This is a genomic window from Mycobacterium sp. 852002-40037_SCH5390672 (assembly GCF_001665875.1).
Classification (GTDB): Bacteria; Actinomycetota; Actinomycetes; order Mycobacteriales; family Mycobacteriaceae; genus Mycobacterium.
Window position 1 is genome coordinate 38,770 of the sequence record NZ_LZTA01000062.1, and the last position, 14,588, is coordinate 53,357.

The following is a 14,588-nucleotide window of genomic DNA, read 5'->3' on the forward strand; positions in this document are numbered from 1 at the left end:
TTATGGTATTCGTTGCCTATCAGCGTAAAAAGTATTCAATATGATGGTGCTTCGCGTCCTGACGTTCGCCGCGGTCCGGATCCGCTGCAGTAGTTCCTCCAGCGCCCGTGCGGACTCGACGCGTACCAACAGGACGTAGCTTTCCTCGCCGGCCACCGAGTGACACGATTCGATCTCCTCGATGTGCTGGAGGCGGGCGGGCGCATCATCGGGTTGAGACGGATCCAAGGGAGTGATGGCCACGAACGCCGACAGCAGGTGCCCGACGGCCTCCGGGTCGATGCGCGCCGAGTACCCCGAGATCACGCCGCGCGCCTCGAGCCTGCGCACGCGCGACTGCACGGCCGAGACCGACAGCCGGGCGCTGGTGGCCAGCTCCGCCAACGTCGCCCGTCCGTCGGCGACCAGTTCGCGCACCAGAATCCGGTCGACCTCGTCGAGCGTCTCACTCATGGCCGGAGACTATCGCAGGAACGGCCCGCGGTGAGCCGTACGAAATGGCTGCACACCTGGCAGCTTCGGGCGCAATTCGCCGCGGGCCTGTCGGCGATGTACGCCGCCGAGGTGCCGGCATACGGCACCCTGGTCGAGGTCAGCGGACAGGTCAACGCCGATTACGCAGCGCGCCATGCCAATGCCGAACGCTTCGGCTCGTTGCGGCGCGTCACCGCCGAGCGACACGGCGCGATCCGGGTGGGCAGCCCGGCCGAGCTGGTGGCCGTCGCCGATCTGTTCGCCGCGTTCGGCATGCTGCCGGTGGGCTACTACGACCTGCGTCACGCGGCCTCACCCGTCCCGGTGGTGTCGACCGCGTTTCGGCCCATCGATGCAAAAGAGTTGTCGTGCAATCCCTTTCGGGTGTTCACTTCGATGCTGGCCACCCGCGACCCGCGCTATTTCGACCGCGACCTGCGCCGCCGCATCGACACCTTTTTGGGCCAGCGCCAACTGTTCGACCCCGCGCTGGCCGCCCGGGCGCGGATGCTCGCCGCCGAGGGTGGCTGCGAGGCCGACCAGGCGCGGGCGTTCGTCGCGTCCGCGGTGGCGGCGTTCGCGCTGTCCGGCCACCCGATCCAGCGATCCTGGTACGACGAATTGGCGCGGGTCTCCCCGGTGGCCGCCGACATCGCCGGCGTCGGCACCACCCATATCAACCACCTGACGCCGCGGGTGCTCGACATCGACGATCTGTACCAGCGGATGAACCGGCGCGGCATCACCATGATCGACGCCATCCAGGGCCCACCCCGCACCGAGGGCCCGCAGGTCCTGTTGCGCCAGACCTCTTTTCGCGCCCTGGCCGAACCACGCCGCTTCCTCGGCGACGACGGCCGCATCACCGACGCGACGCTGCGGGTGCGCTTCGGTGAAGTGGAAGCCCGCGGGGTCGCGCTGACACCGAAGGGCCACCAACGCTACGACGCCGCCATGCAGGCCGGCGACCCGGCGGCGGTGTGGGCGAAGTACTTCCCGCGCACCGACGCGGAAATGGCCGCCGAGGGACTCGCCTATTACCGCGGTGGTGACCCGTCGGCACCGATCGTCTACGAGGACTTCCTGCCCGCGTCGGCGGCCGGCATTTTCCGGTCGAACGTCGATGCCCACGGCGGGTTCGAAAACGCCGACGCCGCCGACGATTCCGGCTACGACGCCCAGTGGCTGGCCGGGTCCATCGGCCGCGAGATTTACGATCCGTACCCGCTTTACGAAGCGCTCTCCCAGGAGGCACCACGATGACCATGCCCATGCCTTCAGCTGACGAATTGCGCGCGCGGGCGCGTGACGCCCTGCGGGCGATGGGGGCCGACGTCACACTGGGGGAGCCGGACGGCCACGGAATGCCGGCCAGCACACCGATCACCGGCGAGGTGCTGTTCACCGTCGCGCCCACCACGTCCGAGCGTGCCGAGCGGACGATCACCGAAGCCGCCCAAGCGTTTTCGGTGTGGCGCAGCACACCGGCCCCGGTCCGCGGCGCGCTGGTGGCGCGGCTCGGCGAGCTGCTGACCGCGCACCGCAGCGAGCTGGCCACCTTGGTGACCCTCGAGGTCGGCAAGATCACCTCCGAGGCGAACGGCGAGGTGCAGGAGATGATCGACATCTGCCAGTTCGCCGTCGGCCTGTCGCGCCAGCTCTACGGCCGCACCATCGCATCCGAACGGCCCGGCCACCGATTGCTGGAGACCTGGCATCCGCTCGGTGTCGTGGGGGTGATCACCGCGTTCAACTTCCCGGTCGCCGTGTGGGCCTGGAACGCCGCGCTGGCGCTGGTGTGTGGGGACCCGGTGGTGTGGAAGCCCTCGGAGCTGACGCCGTTGACCGCGCTGGCCACCGCGTCCCTGATGGCGCGGGCCGCAGCCGATGTCGGCGCCCCGCCGGCGGTGAGTTCCCTGGTGCTGGGCGACCGCGACCTCGGTCAGCTGCTGGTGGACGACCCCCGCATCGCGTTGGTGTCCGCGACCGGCTCCGTCGCGATGGGCCGGGCCGTCGGTCCCCGCGTCGCCGCGAGATTCGGGCGGGTGCTGCTGGAGCTGGGCGGCAACAACGCGGCCATCGTGACGCCGTCGGCCGACCTGGACCTCGCGGTGCGCGCGGTGGTGTTCGCCGCCGCCGGCACCGCCGGTCAACGCTGCACCAGCCTGCGCCGGCTGATCGTGCACCGCTCGGTGGCCGACGAGGTGGTCGCGCGCGTCGTGTCGGCCTTCGGGCAGCTGCGGATCGGTGACCCGTCCGCACCGGGCACGCTGGTCGGGCCGCTGATTCACGAGACCGCCTACCGCGACATGGTGGGGGCGCTGGAACAGGCTCGCGCCGACGGCGGCGAGGTCATCGGCGGCGACCGCACCCACCCGCAAGTCCCCGAACACCCGAGTTCCTACTACGTCGCGCCGGCGCTGGTACTCATGCCCGCGCAGACCGCCATCGTGGCGACCGAGACGTTCGCACCCATCCTCTACGTGCTGACCTACGACGAGCTGGATGACGCGATCGCGCTCAACAATGCGGTGCCACAGGGTCTTTCGTCCGCCATCTTCACCACCGACCTGCGGGAGGCCGAGCGGTTCCTCGCCGAATCCGACTGCGGAATCGCCAATGTCAACATCGGCACGTCCGGAGCGGAGATCGGTGGCGCGTTCGGCGGGGAAAAGGAGACCGGCGGCGGACGCGAATCCGGCACGGACTCGTGGAAGGCCTACATGCGCCAAAGTACCAATACCGTCAATTATTCCGGCGAGTTGCCGCTGGCCCAGGGTGTGAAGTTCGGATGAATCCAATGTGGCCGTCGTCTCATGTCGTATGAGTACTATCTGACACATGCCGACAGCCCGCAGGCGCTTATCCCCCGAGGATCGACGCGCTGAGCTGCTCGCTTTAGGGGCAGAGGTCTTCGGGAAGCGACCCTACGACGAGGTCCGCATCGATGAGATCGCGGAACGCGCCGGGGTATCGCGGGCCCTGATGTACCACTATTTCCCCGACAAACGAGCATTTTTCGCGGCGGTGGTCAAAGACGAGGCCGACCGCTTGTACGAGAACACCAACATGGACGACGCCACCGGCCTGACCATGTACGAAGAAGTCCGGACCGGCGTGATGGCCTACATGGCCTACCACGAGCAGAATCCCGAGGCCGCGTGGGCGGCCTACGTCGGGCTTGGCCGTTCCGACCCGGTTCTGCTGGGCGTCGACGACGAAGCCAAGAACCGTCAGCTCGAACACATCATGAGCCGAATCACCGACCTGGTGGCCAAGACGCCCGCGCGCAAACTGGAGCCCGACGTCGAACGTGACCTTCGGGTGATCTGCCATGGCTGGCTGGCGTTCACCTTCGAGCTGTGCCGGCAGCGCATCATCGATCCCACGACCGACGCCGATCGCCTTGCCGACGCGTGCGCGCACTCGCTGTTCGACGCCATCGCCCGGGTGCCCGAGATCCCCGGGGAACTCTCCCACGCGATGTCCACGGCTCGTATCGAAGCGCGCTAGCCGACGCGCTTTGTCGGTGCCCGTTGGCACCATGGACAGGTGAGCACTCGCGCTGATTCCGGGCCCTCCGGCCGCGCCGACCCACTGGGCCGGTTCAGCGCGATCACCCGTGAGTGGTTCACCAGCACATTCGACGCACCGACCACCGCGCAGGCCGACGCCTGGAACGCCGTCGCCGATGGCCACAACACCCTGGTCATCGCCCCCACCGGATCGGGTAAGACGCTGGCGGCGTTCCTGTGGGCCCTGGACAGCCTGGCGGGCTCGGCCGAGCGCCCGCCCGGCACCCGCGTGCTCTACGTCTCCCCGCTCAAGGCGCTGGCCGTGGACGTCGAGCGCAACCTGCGCACTCCCCTGGCCGGGCTCACCCGCATCGCCCAACGCCAGGGCCTGCCGGCCCCCGACATCAGCGTCGGGGTCCGCTCCGGCGATACCCCGCCGGCCACCCGTCGCCAGCTGATCAACCGCCCGCCCGACGTGCTGATCACCACTCCCGAGTCGCTGTTCTTGATGCTCACCTCGGCCGCCCGCGAGACCCTGGCCGGCGTGCAGACCGTGATCGTCGACGAGATCCATGCCATCGCCGCCGGCAAGCGCGGCGCGCACCTGGCGGTGTCGCTGGAGCGCCTGGACGCGCTGCGGGAGGACAAACCCGCCCAGCGCATCGGGTTGTCGGCCACGGTGCGCCCGCCCGAGGAACTCGCCCGCTTCCTGTCCGGGCAGGCGCCCACGACCATCGTCGCTCCGCCATCGGCCAAGACGGTCGAACTTTCTGTGCAGGTGCCGGTGCCCGACATGGCCAACCTGGCGAACAACACCATCTGGCCCGACGTCGAGAACCGGTTGGTCGACCTGATCGAGTCGCACAATTCGACCATCGTCTTCGCCAACTCGCGACGGCTGGCCGAGCGGCTTACCGCCCGCCTCAACGAGATTCACGCCGAACGCAGCGGCGTCGAACTGTCCACGGACGCCAATGCGAAGGTGGCCGGCGGGGCCCCGGCGCACATCATGGGCAGCGGCCAGACCTACGGCGCCGCCCCGCTACTGGCCCGCGCCCACCACGGTTCGGTGAGCAAGGAGCAACGCGCCCTGGTCGAAGAGGACCTCAAACGCGGGCTGCTCAAGGCGGTGGTCGCCACGTCGAGCCTGGAGCTCGGTATCGACATGGGTGCCGTCGATCTGGTGATCCAGGTGGAGGCGCCGCCGTCGGTGGCCAGCGGCCTGCAGCGCATCGGGCGGGCCGGCCACCAGGTGGGCGAAGTCTCGCAGGGGGTGCTGTTCCCCAAGCACCGCACCGACCTGATCGGTTGCGCGGTCAGCGTGCAGCGCATGCTGACCGGCCAGATCGAAACCATGCGGGTGCCCGCCAATCCGCTCGACATCCTGGCGCAGCAGACCGTGGCCGCGGCCGCGCTGGAACCGCTGGACGCCGATCGGTGGTTCGACACGGTGCGGCGGGCCGCCCCGTTCGCGACGCTGCCGCGCAGCGTGTACGAGGCCACCCTGGACCTGTTGAGCGGCAAGTACCCGTCCACCGAATTCGCCGAGCTGCGACCGCGATTGGTCTACGACCGCGACACCGGAACGCTGACCGCGCGCCCCGGTGCGCAGCGGCTGGCCGTGACGTCCGGCGGCGCCATCCCCGATCGCGGGCTGTTCACCGTCTACCTGGCCTCTGAAGCCGAAAAGCCTTCGCGGGTTGGAGAACTCGAAGAGGAAATGGTCTACGAGTCGCGCCCCGGCGACGTCATCTCGCTGGGCGCCACCAGCTGGCGGATCACCGAGATCACCCACGACCGGGTGCTGGTGATCCCGGCACCCGGCCAGCCGGCCCGGTTGCCGTTCTGGCGCGGCGACGGCCTGGGTCGCCCGGCCGAGCTGGGCGCCGCGCTCGGCGCGTTCACCGGCGAGCTGGCCGGCCTGAAGCGGGAGGCATTCGACACCAGGTGCGCCGGCCTGGGTTTCGATGCGTACGCGACCGACAACCTATGGCGACTGCTCGACGAGCAGCGCAGCGCCGCCGGGGTGGTGCCCACCGACACCACCCTGCTGGTCGAGCGGTTCCGCGACGAACTGGGCGACTGGCGGGTGATCCTGCACTCCCCGTACGGCCTGCCGGTGAACGGACCGCTGGCGCTCGCGGTCGCCAGGCGGCTGCGCGAACGCTACGGCATCGACGAGAAGCCCACCGCCTCCGACGACGGCGTCGTGGTCCGCCTGCCCGACACCTTTTCCGATTTCACGTCCGACGCGGGCACTGACGTCCCGCCCGGCGCCGACCTTTTCGTCTTCGACGCCGAGGAGATCGACCCGATCGTCACCGCCGAGGTGGGCGGCTCGGCGCTGTTCGCGTCGCGGTTCCGCGAGTGCGCGGCCCGCGCCCTGCTGTTGCCGCGCCGCCACCCCGGCCGCCGCTCGCCACTGTGGCAACAGCGCCAGCGCGCCGCCCAGTTACTGGAAGTGGCCCGCAAATACCCCGACTTCCCGGTGGTGCTGGAGACCATCCGCGAATGCCTGCAGGACGTCTACGACGTCCCGGCCCTGACCCTGCTGATGACCGGCATCGCCCAGCGCAGGGTGCGGGTCCTCGAAGTAGAAACGGCGAGACCGTCTCCCTTCGCGGCGTCGCTGTTGTTCGGCTACGTCGGCGCGTTCATGTACGAAGGCGACAGTCCCCTGGCCGAGCGCCGGGCCGCCGCGCTGTCGCTGGACAGCACGCTGCTGGCCGAGCTGCTGGGCCGGGTGGAGCTGCGCGACCTGCTCGATCCCGAGATCATCGCCGCCACCGGCCGCCAACTCCAGCACCTCTCGGCCGAGCGGGCCGCCCGCGACGCCGAGGCCGTCGCGGACCTGCTGCGGCTGCTGGGGCCGCTGACCGAGGACGAGGTGGCCGCCCGCGCCGGCGGCGCCGACGTGGGCGGCTGGCTGGAGGCGTTGCGCGCAGCGCGGCGCGCGCTGACGGTGTCGTTCGCCGGCCGCAGCTGGTGGGTGGCCATCGAGGACATCGGCCGGCTGCGTGACGGCATCGGCATCGCGGTTCCCCTCGGCGTGCCGGCGGCCTTCACCGAGGAGGTGGCCGACCCGCTGGGCGAATTGCTGGGCCGCTACGCGCGCACCCACACCCCGTTCACCACGGCCGAGGCCGCCGCCAGGTTCGGGTTGGGGCTGCGGGTGACCGCCGACATCCTGGGCCGGCTGGCCGGTGACGGCCGGCTGGTCCGCGGCGACTTCGTCGCCGTGGCGGAAATGCCCGCGGCACCGGGGGCGCCCGTGGCGGGCGGCGAACAGTGGTGTGACGCCGACGTGTTGCGCATCCTGCGCCGGCGGTCGCTGGCGGCGCTGCGGTCGCAGGTCGAGCCGGTAAGCACCGCCGCCTACGGCCGGTTCCTGCCGGCTTGGCATCGGGTGGGGGCGGCCGAGTCATCGCGCTCCCCAGGTCATTCGGGGCTCGACGGCCTGATGTCGGTGATCGATCAGCTGGCCGGTGTCCGGATGCCGGCTTCGGCGATCGAGCCGCTGGTGTTGGCCCCCCGGGTCCGCGACTACTCTCCCGCGATGCTCGACGAGTTGCTCGCCACCGGCGAGGTCACCTGGTCGGGGGCCGGGTCGATTTCCAGCGGCGACGGCTGGATCGCGTTGCACCCCGGCGAATCCGCGCCGTTGACGCTGCCCGGGCCCGCCGACATCGAGTTGGGCGACGCCCACCGCGCCGTCCTGGACACGCTGGCCCCGGGGGGCGCCTACTTCTTCCGCCAACTCACGCAAGGCGGATTCGGTGAATCGGAGCTCAAAGCCGCGCTGTGGGAACTGATCTGGGCCGGCTGGGTCACCGGCGACACGTTCGCCCCGGTGCGCGCCCTGCTCGGTGGCACCGGAACGCGCAAGCGCTCGGCGCCCGCGCATCGGTCGCATCGGCCACCGCGGCTGAGCCGGTACAGCGTCGCGCATCCGCAGTCCCGGCCCGCCGACCCGACCGTGGCCGGCCGGTGGTCGATCCTGCCGGCCCCGGAGCCGGATTCCACGCTGCGCGCCCACTACCAAGCGGAACTCCTGCTGGGCCGTCACGGCGTTCTGACCAGGGGCGCGGTTACCGCCGAGGGCGTGGCCGGCGGGTTCGCCACGCTGTACAAGGTGCTGAGCACGTTCGAGGACGCGGGCCGGTGCCAGCGCGGCTACTTCATCGAGTCGCTGGGCGGGGCGCAGTTCGCCGTCGCATCGACCGTCGACCGGCTGCGCGCCTACTCCGACGGGGTCGATCCGGAACGGCCCGAGTACCGGGCGATCGCGCTGGCCGCCGCGGATCCGGCCAACCCCTACGGCGCCGCGCTGCCGTGGCCCGCCTCCCGCGGCGAAGGTGCCGGGCCGGGGGCGCGCCCGGGCCGCAAGGCCGGCGCGCTGGTGGTGCTGGTCGACGGCGAGCTGGCCTGGTTCCTCGAGCGCGGCGGGCGGTCGCTGCTCACCTTCGCCGACAGCCCCGCCGCCCATCACGCCGCCGCGACGGCGCTGGCCGACCTGGTCGCCTCCCGCCGCGTCGCCTCGATCCTGATCGAACGCATCGACGGGGTCCCCGCCTTGGCGCCCCGCGCGGACGGACCCGGTCCGGTCGACGCGCTCTCCGACGCCGGATTCGCCCGCACCCCACGCGGAATGCGCCTGCGCTGACATGCCCGAAGGTGACACCGTCTGGCACACCGCCGCCGTGCTGCGCGAGCGCTTGCTCGGCGCCACCCTGACTCGCTGTGACATCCGGGTGCCGCGGTTCGCCACCGTCGATCTGACCGGGCAGGTCGTCGACGAGGTGTTCAGCCGCGGAAAGCATTTGTTCATCCGGGCGGGCGCGGCCAGCATTCACTCACACTTGAAAATGGACGGCAGCTGGCGGGTCGGCAATCGCCCGATGCGGATCGACCACCGGGCACGAATCATCTTGGAAACCGACGCCGTCCGGGCCGTCGGCGTCGATCTGGGCGTGCTGGAGATCCTCGAGCGCGAGCGTGACGGCGACGCCGTCGCGCACCTGGGACCCGATCTGCTCGGCGAAGATTGGGACGCCGTGCGCGCCGCCGCCAACCTGACGGCCGACCCGGACCGGCCGATCGCCGAGGCGCTCTTGGACCAGCGGGTGCTGGCCGGAGTCGGCAATGTCTATAGCAACGAATTGTGTTACCTCACCGGGCATCTGCCCACCGCGCCGGTGCGCGAGATCGCCGATCCCCATCGGCTGGTATCGCGTGCGCGGGATATGTTGTGGCTCAACCGCTTCCGTTGGAACCGATGCACCACCGGCGACACCCGGGCCGGACGCCAGCTGTGGGTCTACGGGCGATCGGGGCAGCCGTGCCGCCGCTGCGGCACCCGGATCAACTCCGACGACTCCGGGGAACGGGTGACGTACTGGTGCCCGTCCTGCCAGCGCTGACGCCCTGACCCTTCTCACGGGCCTAGTCGCGGGCGTGCGCGAGGAAGAACTGGGCGATGGCCTCGGACCCGTCGAGCGCGCGCGTGGTGGGGCCGATGACGGCCGCCGGCAGATATTGCTTGCCGCCCGGCCAGGTGTGCCCGCCGCTGTCGATCCTGTAGAACACCACCTCGGTGTTCGCCGTGCACGGCGTGGACTCGTAGCGGCGCACGACGGTGCCGTCGCGGGCATCGGGCAGCGCCTCCATCGCCGGATCGCCCTGGCAACCATCCGCCGAGCGCCACTTGCCCACCATGGTGTCCGCCGAGATGGAGTGGCTGACCCCGCCGCGTCCGCGCACCGCCCCACCCTTGAACGGCACCAGCGGGTCGGCCGTCCCATGGGCTTCCCAGACCGACACCGGCCGCGAGGGATTGCAGGCCACCCCCACACCCAGGGTGCCGGCCACCGGTGCGACCGCGGCGAAGACGTCGGCACGGTCGCACGCCAACCGGTTGCTCATGAAGCCCCCGTTGGACATCCCGGTGACGAAAACGTGCCCGGGCGCGATACCGTAGTCGTTCTGCAGCTTGTTCACCAGCCCGACCAGGAAGGCCACATCGTTGATGTGGCGGCGATCGGCGGGCGAGGCGCCACGTCCGTCGGCCCAGCTCTTGTCGTAACCGTCGGGGTAGACCACCAATAGGTTATGGGCATCAGCAACGGTGTCGAAGCCCGTCAGGCCGCGCTGCGAGATCCCGGTACCGCCGCCGCCGTGCAAACTGAGCACCAGCCCGACGGGGTCGCCCGTCGGCACGTGCAACATGTAGGTTCGGTCCATGCCGCCGGATCGAAAGGTGCCCGAAATGTCTCGAGCGCTCGCCGCCGACACGTGCCGCACACCGCAGCCGACCACGCATATCGCCACCACAGCGAGCCACAAACCCCGGGCGAATGCCATATCGTCAGATCACCGACGGCGCGTCGGCGAGGGCTCGCCGGTTACGCGCGTCCGACGGCGGAGCAAACCCTGGTGTGGCACACGCCGCATTATCGGCGATACGGGACCGGTTGGCACCGCGACATGCAAACATTCGAACTAGCCCCGCCTTCAGCAAGCAACGGCACTTCTGTTCCACGGGAGTATCAGAAATGACGACCACCCAGATACGCAAGCCCATCCGGACGCTGTCGCTCTTGGCGATTGGCGTTGTGCCGGTGGCAGGGCTGCTCGGCGTGCTGGCAGCATCCGTGACCGCGCACGCCACGTCTGCCGACGACGCTTTTCTGTCCGCGCTGAAGGCCAAAGGCATCAACTACGAGTCGCCCGACGCCGCCGTCAACTCCGGGCACACCGTGTGCCACGAACTTGACATGGGCCAGTCACCAGAACAGGTTGCCAACAGCGTGCTGTCCAGCAGCACGCTCGACAGCTATCACGCCGGCTATTTCGTCGGCGTCAGCATCAAGGCGTATTGCCCCAAGTACGCGGATTCGGCATCGGCTTCTGGGTCCTGAAATTTACAGATGGTTGACAGGTTCGTGATGCATCGCGGATAAAATTGCAGGTATCCGAAACTCAGAAGCTCAGGGCCAAAAATGATTCCGAAACTTTTGGTCGGTGTTGCGGGAATTGCCATCGCTCTCGGCGCTTCCAGCGGAGCCACTGCGTCTGCCAGCACCGACCCTAACCCCTTCAGTCATCTCAGCTGCGCCTGCGAGGATTCAGATCCGCCGGGCAGCCCGGCCCTGCGGGACAAGATCAATCAGGGGATTCACCAAGGCATTTCGGTCCCGCCCGCCGCGCGATAGCCCTCGTTGCTGCCCGGGAATTGTTGTGACCTTACCGACGGCTCGACCGCGCCCGCCAAACTCGTTGCCATACCCGAATGCAATCGCGGATCTCGTTGTTCACGATCGGTAAACCCATCAGCCACTCGTTAGCGCCGTGATCGCCGGTTACCCGTGATGACCTTGAGTTCGGCGGGGGTCAGGTCAATCCGGGAGTCGGCGAGCAGGTGGGTGAAATGGAGCAATCAAACCGGTTGCAACTCAAGCCTTATCGGGCTGTGTCCGAGCACGTCGACGGCGCCTGGTGGCCGCGGTCGACGAATCTGGTCGACGAGCTGCCGGGCCTGACGGCGTCGCTCTCCGACCGGCTGGGGCGGATCGTCATGGTGGGCTACCGGCGCAACGGCTGGCACAATACGCCGGCGCTCGCCGAAATCGACGGGCACGCAATCGAATTGCTGGGCTTCACCAGTGACGAGCCGGCCAGCGTCATCGTGATGGGAGACAACGGCCGCCACCTCACCCTGCATGTCCTGCGGCCGGACACCGAAGAGGACGTCGCCCGTCTGGCACTCGACGCGGCGCGAGCGCCCGCCGAGCCGGTGGTCTCGCCGGCCGTTCGGGCCACCGTTGGGCGATCGGTGGCGGACGTGGCCGAGAAGCTGGCCCGCCAGGAGGGGCTCGGTGACGAACGCCGCGCCGCTCAGATCAGGCGCTGGTGTGAAGAGACGACGCAACGATTCATCGACGCGCCGGTGCAGACCTTCGTCCCCATCCTCGTCGAACACATCGTCCGAAACCGGATGATGGAGTCGCGCAAGCAGCGCTATCCCGCCGACGGCGGCCTGTTCATCACGGTGCCCGGAAGCTCCGCGCCGTATTCAATATCGTCGTAGTCGCGTCCCTTGCCCCGCCGACCGCTCGCCGAGCCGCGCGTCGGGCGCATCGGGGCCATCGGGAGCATCGGCGTCTGGCCGGCCCCGGGGGGCAGCGCGGAGGCCGCTGACGCCAGTTGCACCGGCGCCGAAGACCCCAGCATCCCCACCGTCGCAGGCGGCATGGTCAGGTTCCCCAACGAGATGCCGATGCCCAGCGTCGCGCGGGGCGCCAACGACGATCCGGCGGCGCCGACCGCGCTGATGAGCTGCGTCTCCGCCGACGACAACGCGGCCGTGCCTTCGGCCAGGCCAGAGCTGACGTCGGCGCCTAGCGACTGAAAGCCGTGGGCGGTTGCCAATTGCGCCCACACACCGAGAATGTTGACCGGGTAACCGCCCGCGGCAAAGGTTTGGTTTGCCCAGTTGCTCCAGTATCCGAACCAGCCCGAGTTGGGATCGAAGAAAGCGTTGGAGGCGGATTGGAGGGTCCCCCCGATGCCGGTGGCGCTCTGCGACCCGGAATTGCTCGCGGCCGTAGCCGGAACCATGGCGGCCTGTGTCGTTGCGCCCGACGGATTGGCAACCTGCGGCGGCGGTGCGAAGGTCGGCGGTCGCACGGCGCTCGCCGAGGTGGCGGCGTAGCGGATCATCGCCGCCGAGTTGTTCACCCACATGGCGTGGTATTCGGCCTCGGTTTCGGCGATGGCCGGATAGTTGATCCCGAAGAAGTTGGTGGCCAACAACATTGCCAGCCGCGCCCGGTTGGCGGCGACCAGTGAGGGATGCACCACCGTCCAGTGCGTCAACTCGAAGGCCGTGGTCATGACCTGCACCGAGGTGGCGATCTGCTGGCACTGCTGGGCGGTGACGCGCAACCAGTCGAGGTACGGTTCGAGCGCCTGGGCCATCGCCAGGGCCGACGGGCCGTGCCACGTCGTCATCAGCCACGACAACTCCGCGCTGTAGCTGCTGGCGGATTGCTCGAGCTCGGCGCTGAGCTCCTGCCAGACGGCGGCGGCTTCGATCCATGACCAAGCGCCGGGTCCAGAATGGATCAGCGCCGAAGTGACCTCCGGCGGCAGTATCCCGAAATCCATGAACCTTTACCTTGGGGAAGAACGTGGGTTGGGCGAACGCTGCGCGTCGGCCCGTCCGGCAATTCGAGAGTGGGTGACGGCGGGGCACCGCGGTGTCCCGCTGCTGGTCGCCGTTGACCTGCCCGGCGGCGGTTTTCGGCGCCCGCAGTCGTGGGGCGCCATCGTCAACGTCATCCCGCCGATGGGTTTCGAGGCATCACTTTGCCCTTGACCTCCTGGCCGAGGGCGACGTCCTCGTACTTCTGCTGTTTACGTTTGCGCCAGCCGGTGCCCGCCGAGGCGGTCGGCGGCGGCACCATCATCGGCATCATCGGGAACCCCGGTTCCGCTCCGGGAAGCGGCGACGCCGCGGCGGCGAGTTGCACCCCGGTTTGCGTACCGGGCAGCAGCCCCACCACGGCGGGGGGTGCGGTCAGCTTGCCCACCGTCACCCCGACGCCCATCGCCCCCGTGGGCGCCATTCCCGCGCCGAGACCCTTGACCGCATTGGACAGGCTCGCCGTGGCCGCTCCCAGCCCTTCCGACAGACCGCTGCCGATGTCGCCACCCACGGACTGAACCCCTTGGGCGGTCGCCATCTGTGCCCACACACCCAGCAGGTTGATGGGGAAACCGGACGAGAGGAACTGGTTGCCCCAGGTGCTGAAGTAGCTGAACCAGCCGCTGTTGGGGTCGAATCCGAGTGGCATGTTGAGAGAGTTCAGGACCGACCCCGCCGACGAGCTCGCGTCGCCGGCGCTCAACATGGAGGCGTTGCTCACCGCGACCTGCTGATTGGCCGTTCCGGACGGATTGGCGATGGTCAACGGCGAATTGAACTGCGACAGCTGGGTGGTCGCCTGCGAGGACGACGCCTGGTAGCGGCTCATCGCCGCCGAGTTGTTCGCCCACATGGTCTGGTATTCGTTTTCGGTCTCGGCGATGGCCGCCGTGTTGGTCCCGAACCCGTTGGTGGCCAGCAACTGCGCCAGGCGCGTCCGGTTGGCGCTGACCACCGAGGGGTGCACCACCGTGGACCGGGCGACGGTGAACGCCGACGCGGCGGACTCGGCCGAGGTGGCCATCTGCGCGGATTGCTGCGCGGTCTCGCGCAGCCAGAGCAGGTAGGGCTGGACGGACTGCAGCATCGCCATCGCCGACGGCCCGTCCCAGGACTCGATGAGCGACGACAGCGTCGAGGCATAGGTGGAGACCGAATTCTCCAGTTCGACGGCCAGACGTTGCCAGGCGCCGGCGGCCTCGATCAGCGAGCCCGCTCCCGGTCCGGTGTGGATGAGCGTCGAGGTGACCTCGGGGGGTGCAAAAAGATCCATCACATCTCACAATGCCCACGCTGAGAACGCCTCAGCAAATTTGCGTTAACCAGGCCGCGAAGAACCTTGGAACTCTGCACGTCGAAGCCTGTCACCTGCGGTCGGTACCTCCCAGTTCGAC

12 protein-coding genes are annotated in these 14,588 nt (G+C 69.2%); 8 read left to right on the forward strand and 4 right to left on the reverse strand.

Annotation, left to right across the window (positions count from 1 at the left end; translation table 11 throughout):
* Positions 1–453: an Lrp/AsnC family transcriptional regulator gene (locus A5782_RS10045; RefSeq protein WP_067098836.1), complete on the reverse strand. Its 453-nt coding sequence runs from the start codon at positions 451–453 to the stop codon at positions 1–3.
* 30 nt (positions 454–483) lie between these two features.
* Between A5782_RS10045 and A5782_RS10050 the strand changes: the two genes are divergently transcribed.
* The 5 genes from A5782_RS10050 to nei2 are packed head-to-tail and all read left to right on the forward strand — an operon-like array spanning position 484 to position 9,409.
* On the forward strand, positions 484–1,737 hold the full coding sequence (locus A5782_RS10050) for a VOC family protein (RefSeq protein WP_067098838.1): 1,254 nt from the start codon (positions 484–486) through the stop codon (positions 1,735–1,737).
* Positions 1,738–1,739: 2 nt separating this feature from the next.
* Complete coding sequence (locus A5782_RS10055) at positions 1,740–3,269, forward strand: aldehyde dehydrogenase family protein (RefSeq protein ID WP_067098921.1); 1,530 nt, start codon at positions 1,740–1,742, stop codon at positions 3,267–3,269.
* A 46-nt stretch (positions 3,270–3,315) separates the two neighbouring features.
* Positions 3,316–3,987 (forward strand): TetR/AcrR family transcriptional regulator, encoded by a 672-nt coding sequence (locus A5782_RS10060; protein WP_067098840.1) that lies wholly within the window; start codon positions 3,316–3,318, stop codon positions 3,985–3,987.
* Positions 3,988–4,026: 39 nt separating this feature from the next.
* A complete protein-coding gene (locus A5782_RS10065) occupies positions 4,027–8,652 on the forward strand; it encodes an ATP-dependent helicase (protein ID WP_067098842.1) in 4,626 nt (1,541 codons plus the stop codon).
* 1 nt (position 8,653) lies between these two features.
* Positions 8,654–9,409 (forward strand): endonuclease VIII Nei2, encoded by a 756-nt coding sequence (gene nei2, locus A5782_RS10070; RefSeq protein WP_067098844.1) that lies wholly within the window; start codon positions 8,654–8,656, stop codon positions 9,407–9,409.
* Positions 9,410–9,431: 22 nt separating this feature from the next.
* Here the strand turns inward: nei2 and A5782_RS10075 are convergent, their stop codons facing one another.
* Positions 9,432–10,349: a PHB depolymerase family esterase gene (locus A5782_RS10075; RefSeq protein WP_067098849.1), complete on the reverse strand. Its 918-nt coding sequence runs from the start codon at positions 10,347–10,349 to the stop codon at positions 9,432–9,434.
* A gap of 191 nt (positions 10,350–10,540) precedes the next feature.
* Here A5782_RS10075 and A5782_RS10080 point away from each other — a divergent pair, with 191 nt between their 5' ends.
* Positions 10,541–10,906: a DUF732 domain-containing protein gene (locus tag A5782_RS10080; RefSeq protein WP_067098853.1), complete on the forward strand. Its 366-nt coding sequence runs from the start codon at positions 10,541–10,543 to the stop codon at positions 10,904–10,906.
* 509 nt (positions 10,907–11,415) lie between these two features.
* On the forward strand, positions 11,416–12,075 hold the full coding sequence (locus tag A5782_RS10085) for a DUF5994 family protein (protein WP_082942859.1): 660 nt from the start codon (positions 11,416–11,418) through the stop codon (positions 12,073–12,075).
* On the opposite strand, the gene A5782_RS10090 is transcribed toward A5782_RS10085, so the two are convergent.
* Complete coding sequence (locus tag A5782_RS10090) at positions 12,006–13,154, reverse strand: PPE family protein (RefSeq protein ID WP_067098860.1); 1,149 nt, start codon at positions 13,152–13,154, stop codon at positions 12,006–12,008. The two genes, A5782_RS10085 and A5782_RS10090, sit on opposite strands and share 70 nt — an antisense overlap.
* Here A5782_RS10090 and A5782_RS26085 point away from each other — a divergent pair.
* Positions 13,153–13,365: a hypothetical protein gene (locus A5782_RS26085; protein ID WP_156623874.1), complete on the forward strand. Its 213-nt coding sequence runs from the start codon at positions 13,153–13,155 to the stop codon at positions 13,363–13,365. The genes A5782_RS10090 and A5782_RS26085 overlap by 2 nt on opposite strands.
* On the opposite strand, the gene A5782_RS10095 is transcribed toward A5782_RS26085, so the two are convergent.
* Positions 13,325–14,467, reverse strand: coding sequence for a PPE family protein (locus A5782_RS10095; RefSeq protein ID WP_067098865.1), 1,143 nt, complete (start codon positions 14,465–14,467; stop codon positions 13,325–13,327). The two genes, A5782_RS26085 and A5782_RS10095, sit on opposite strands and share 41 nt — an antisense overlap.
* Positions 14,468–14,588 lie beyond the last annotated feature (121 nt).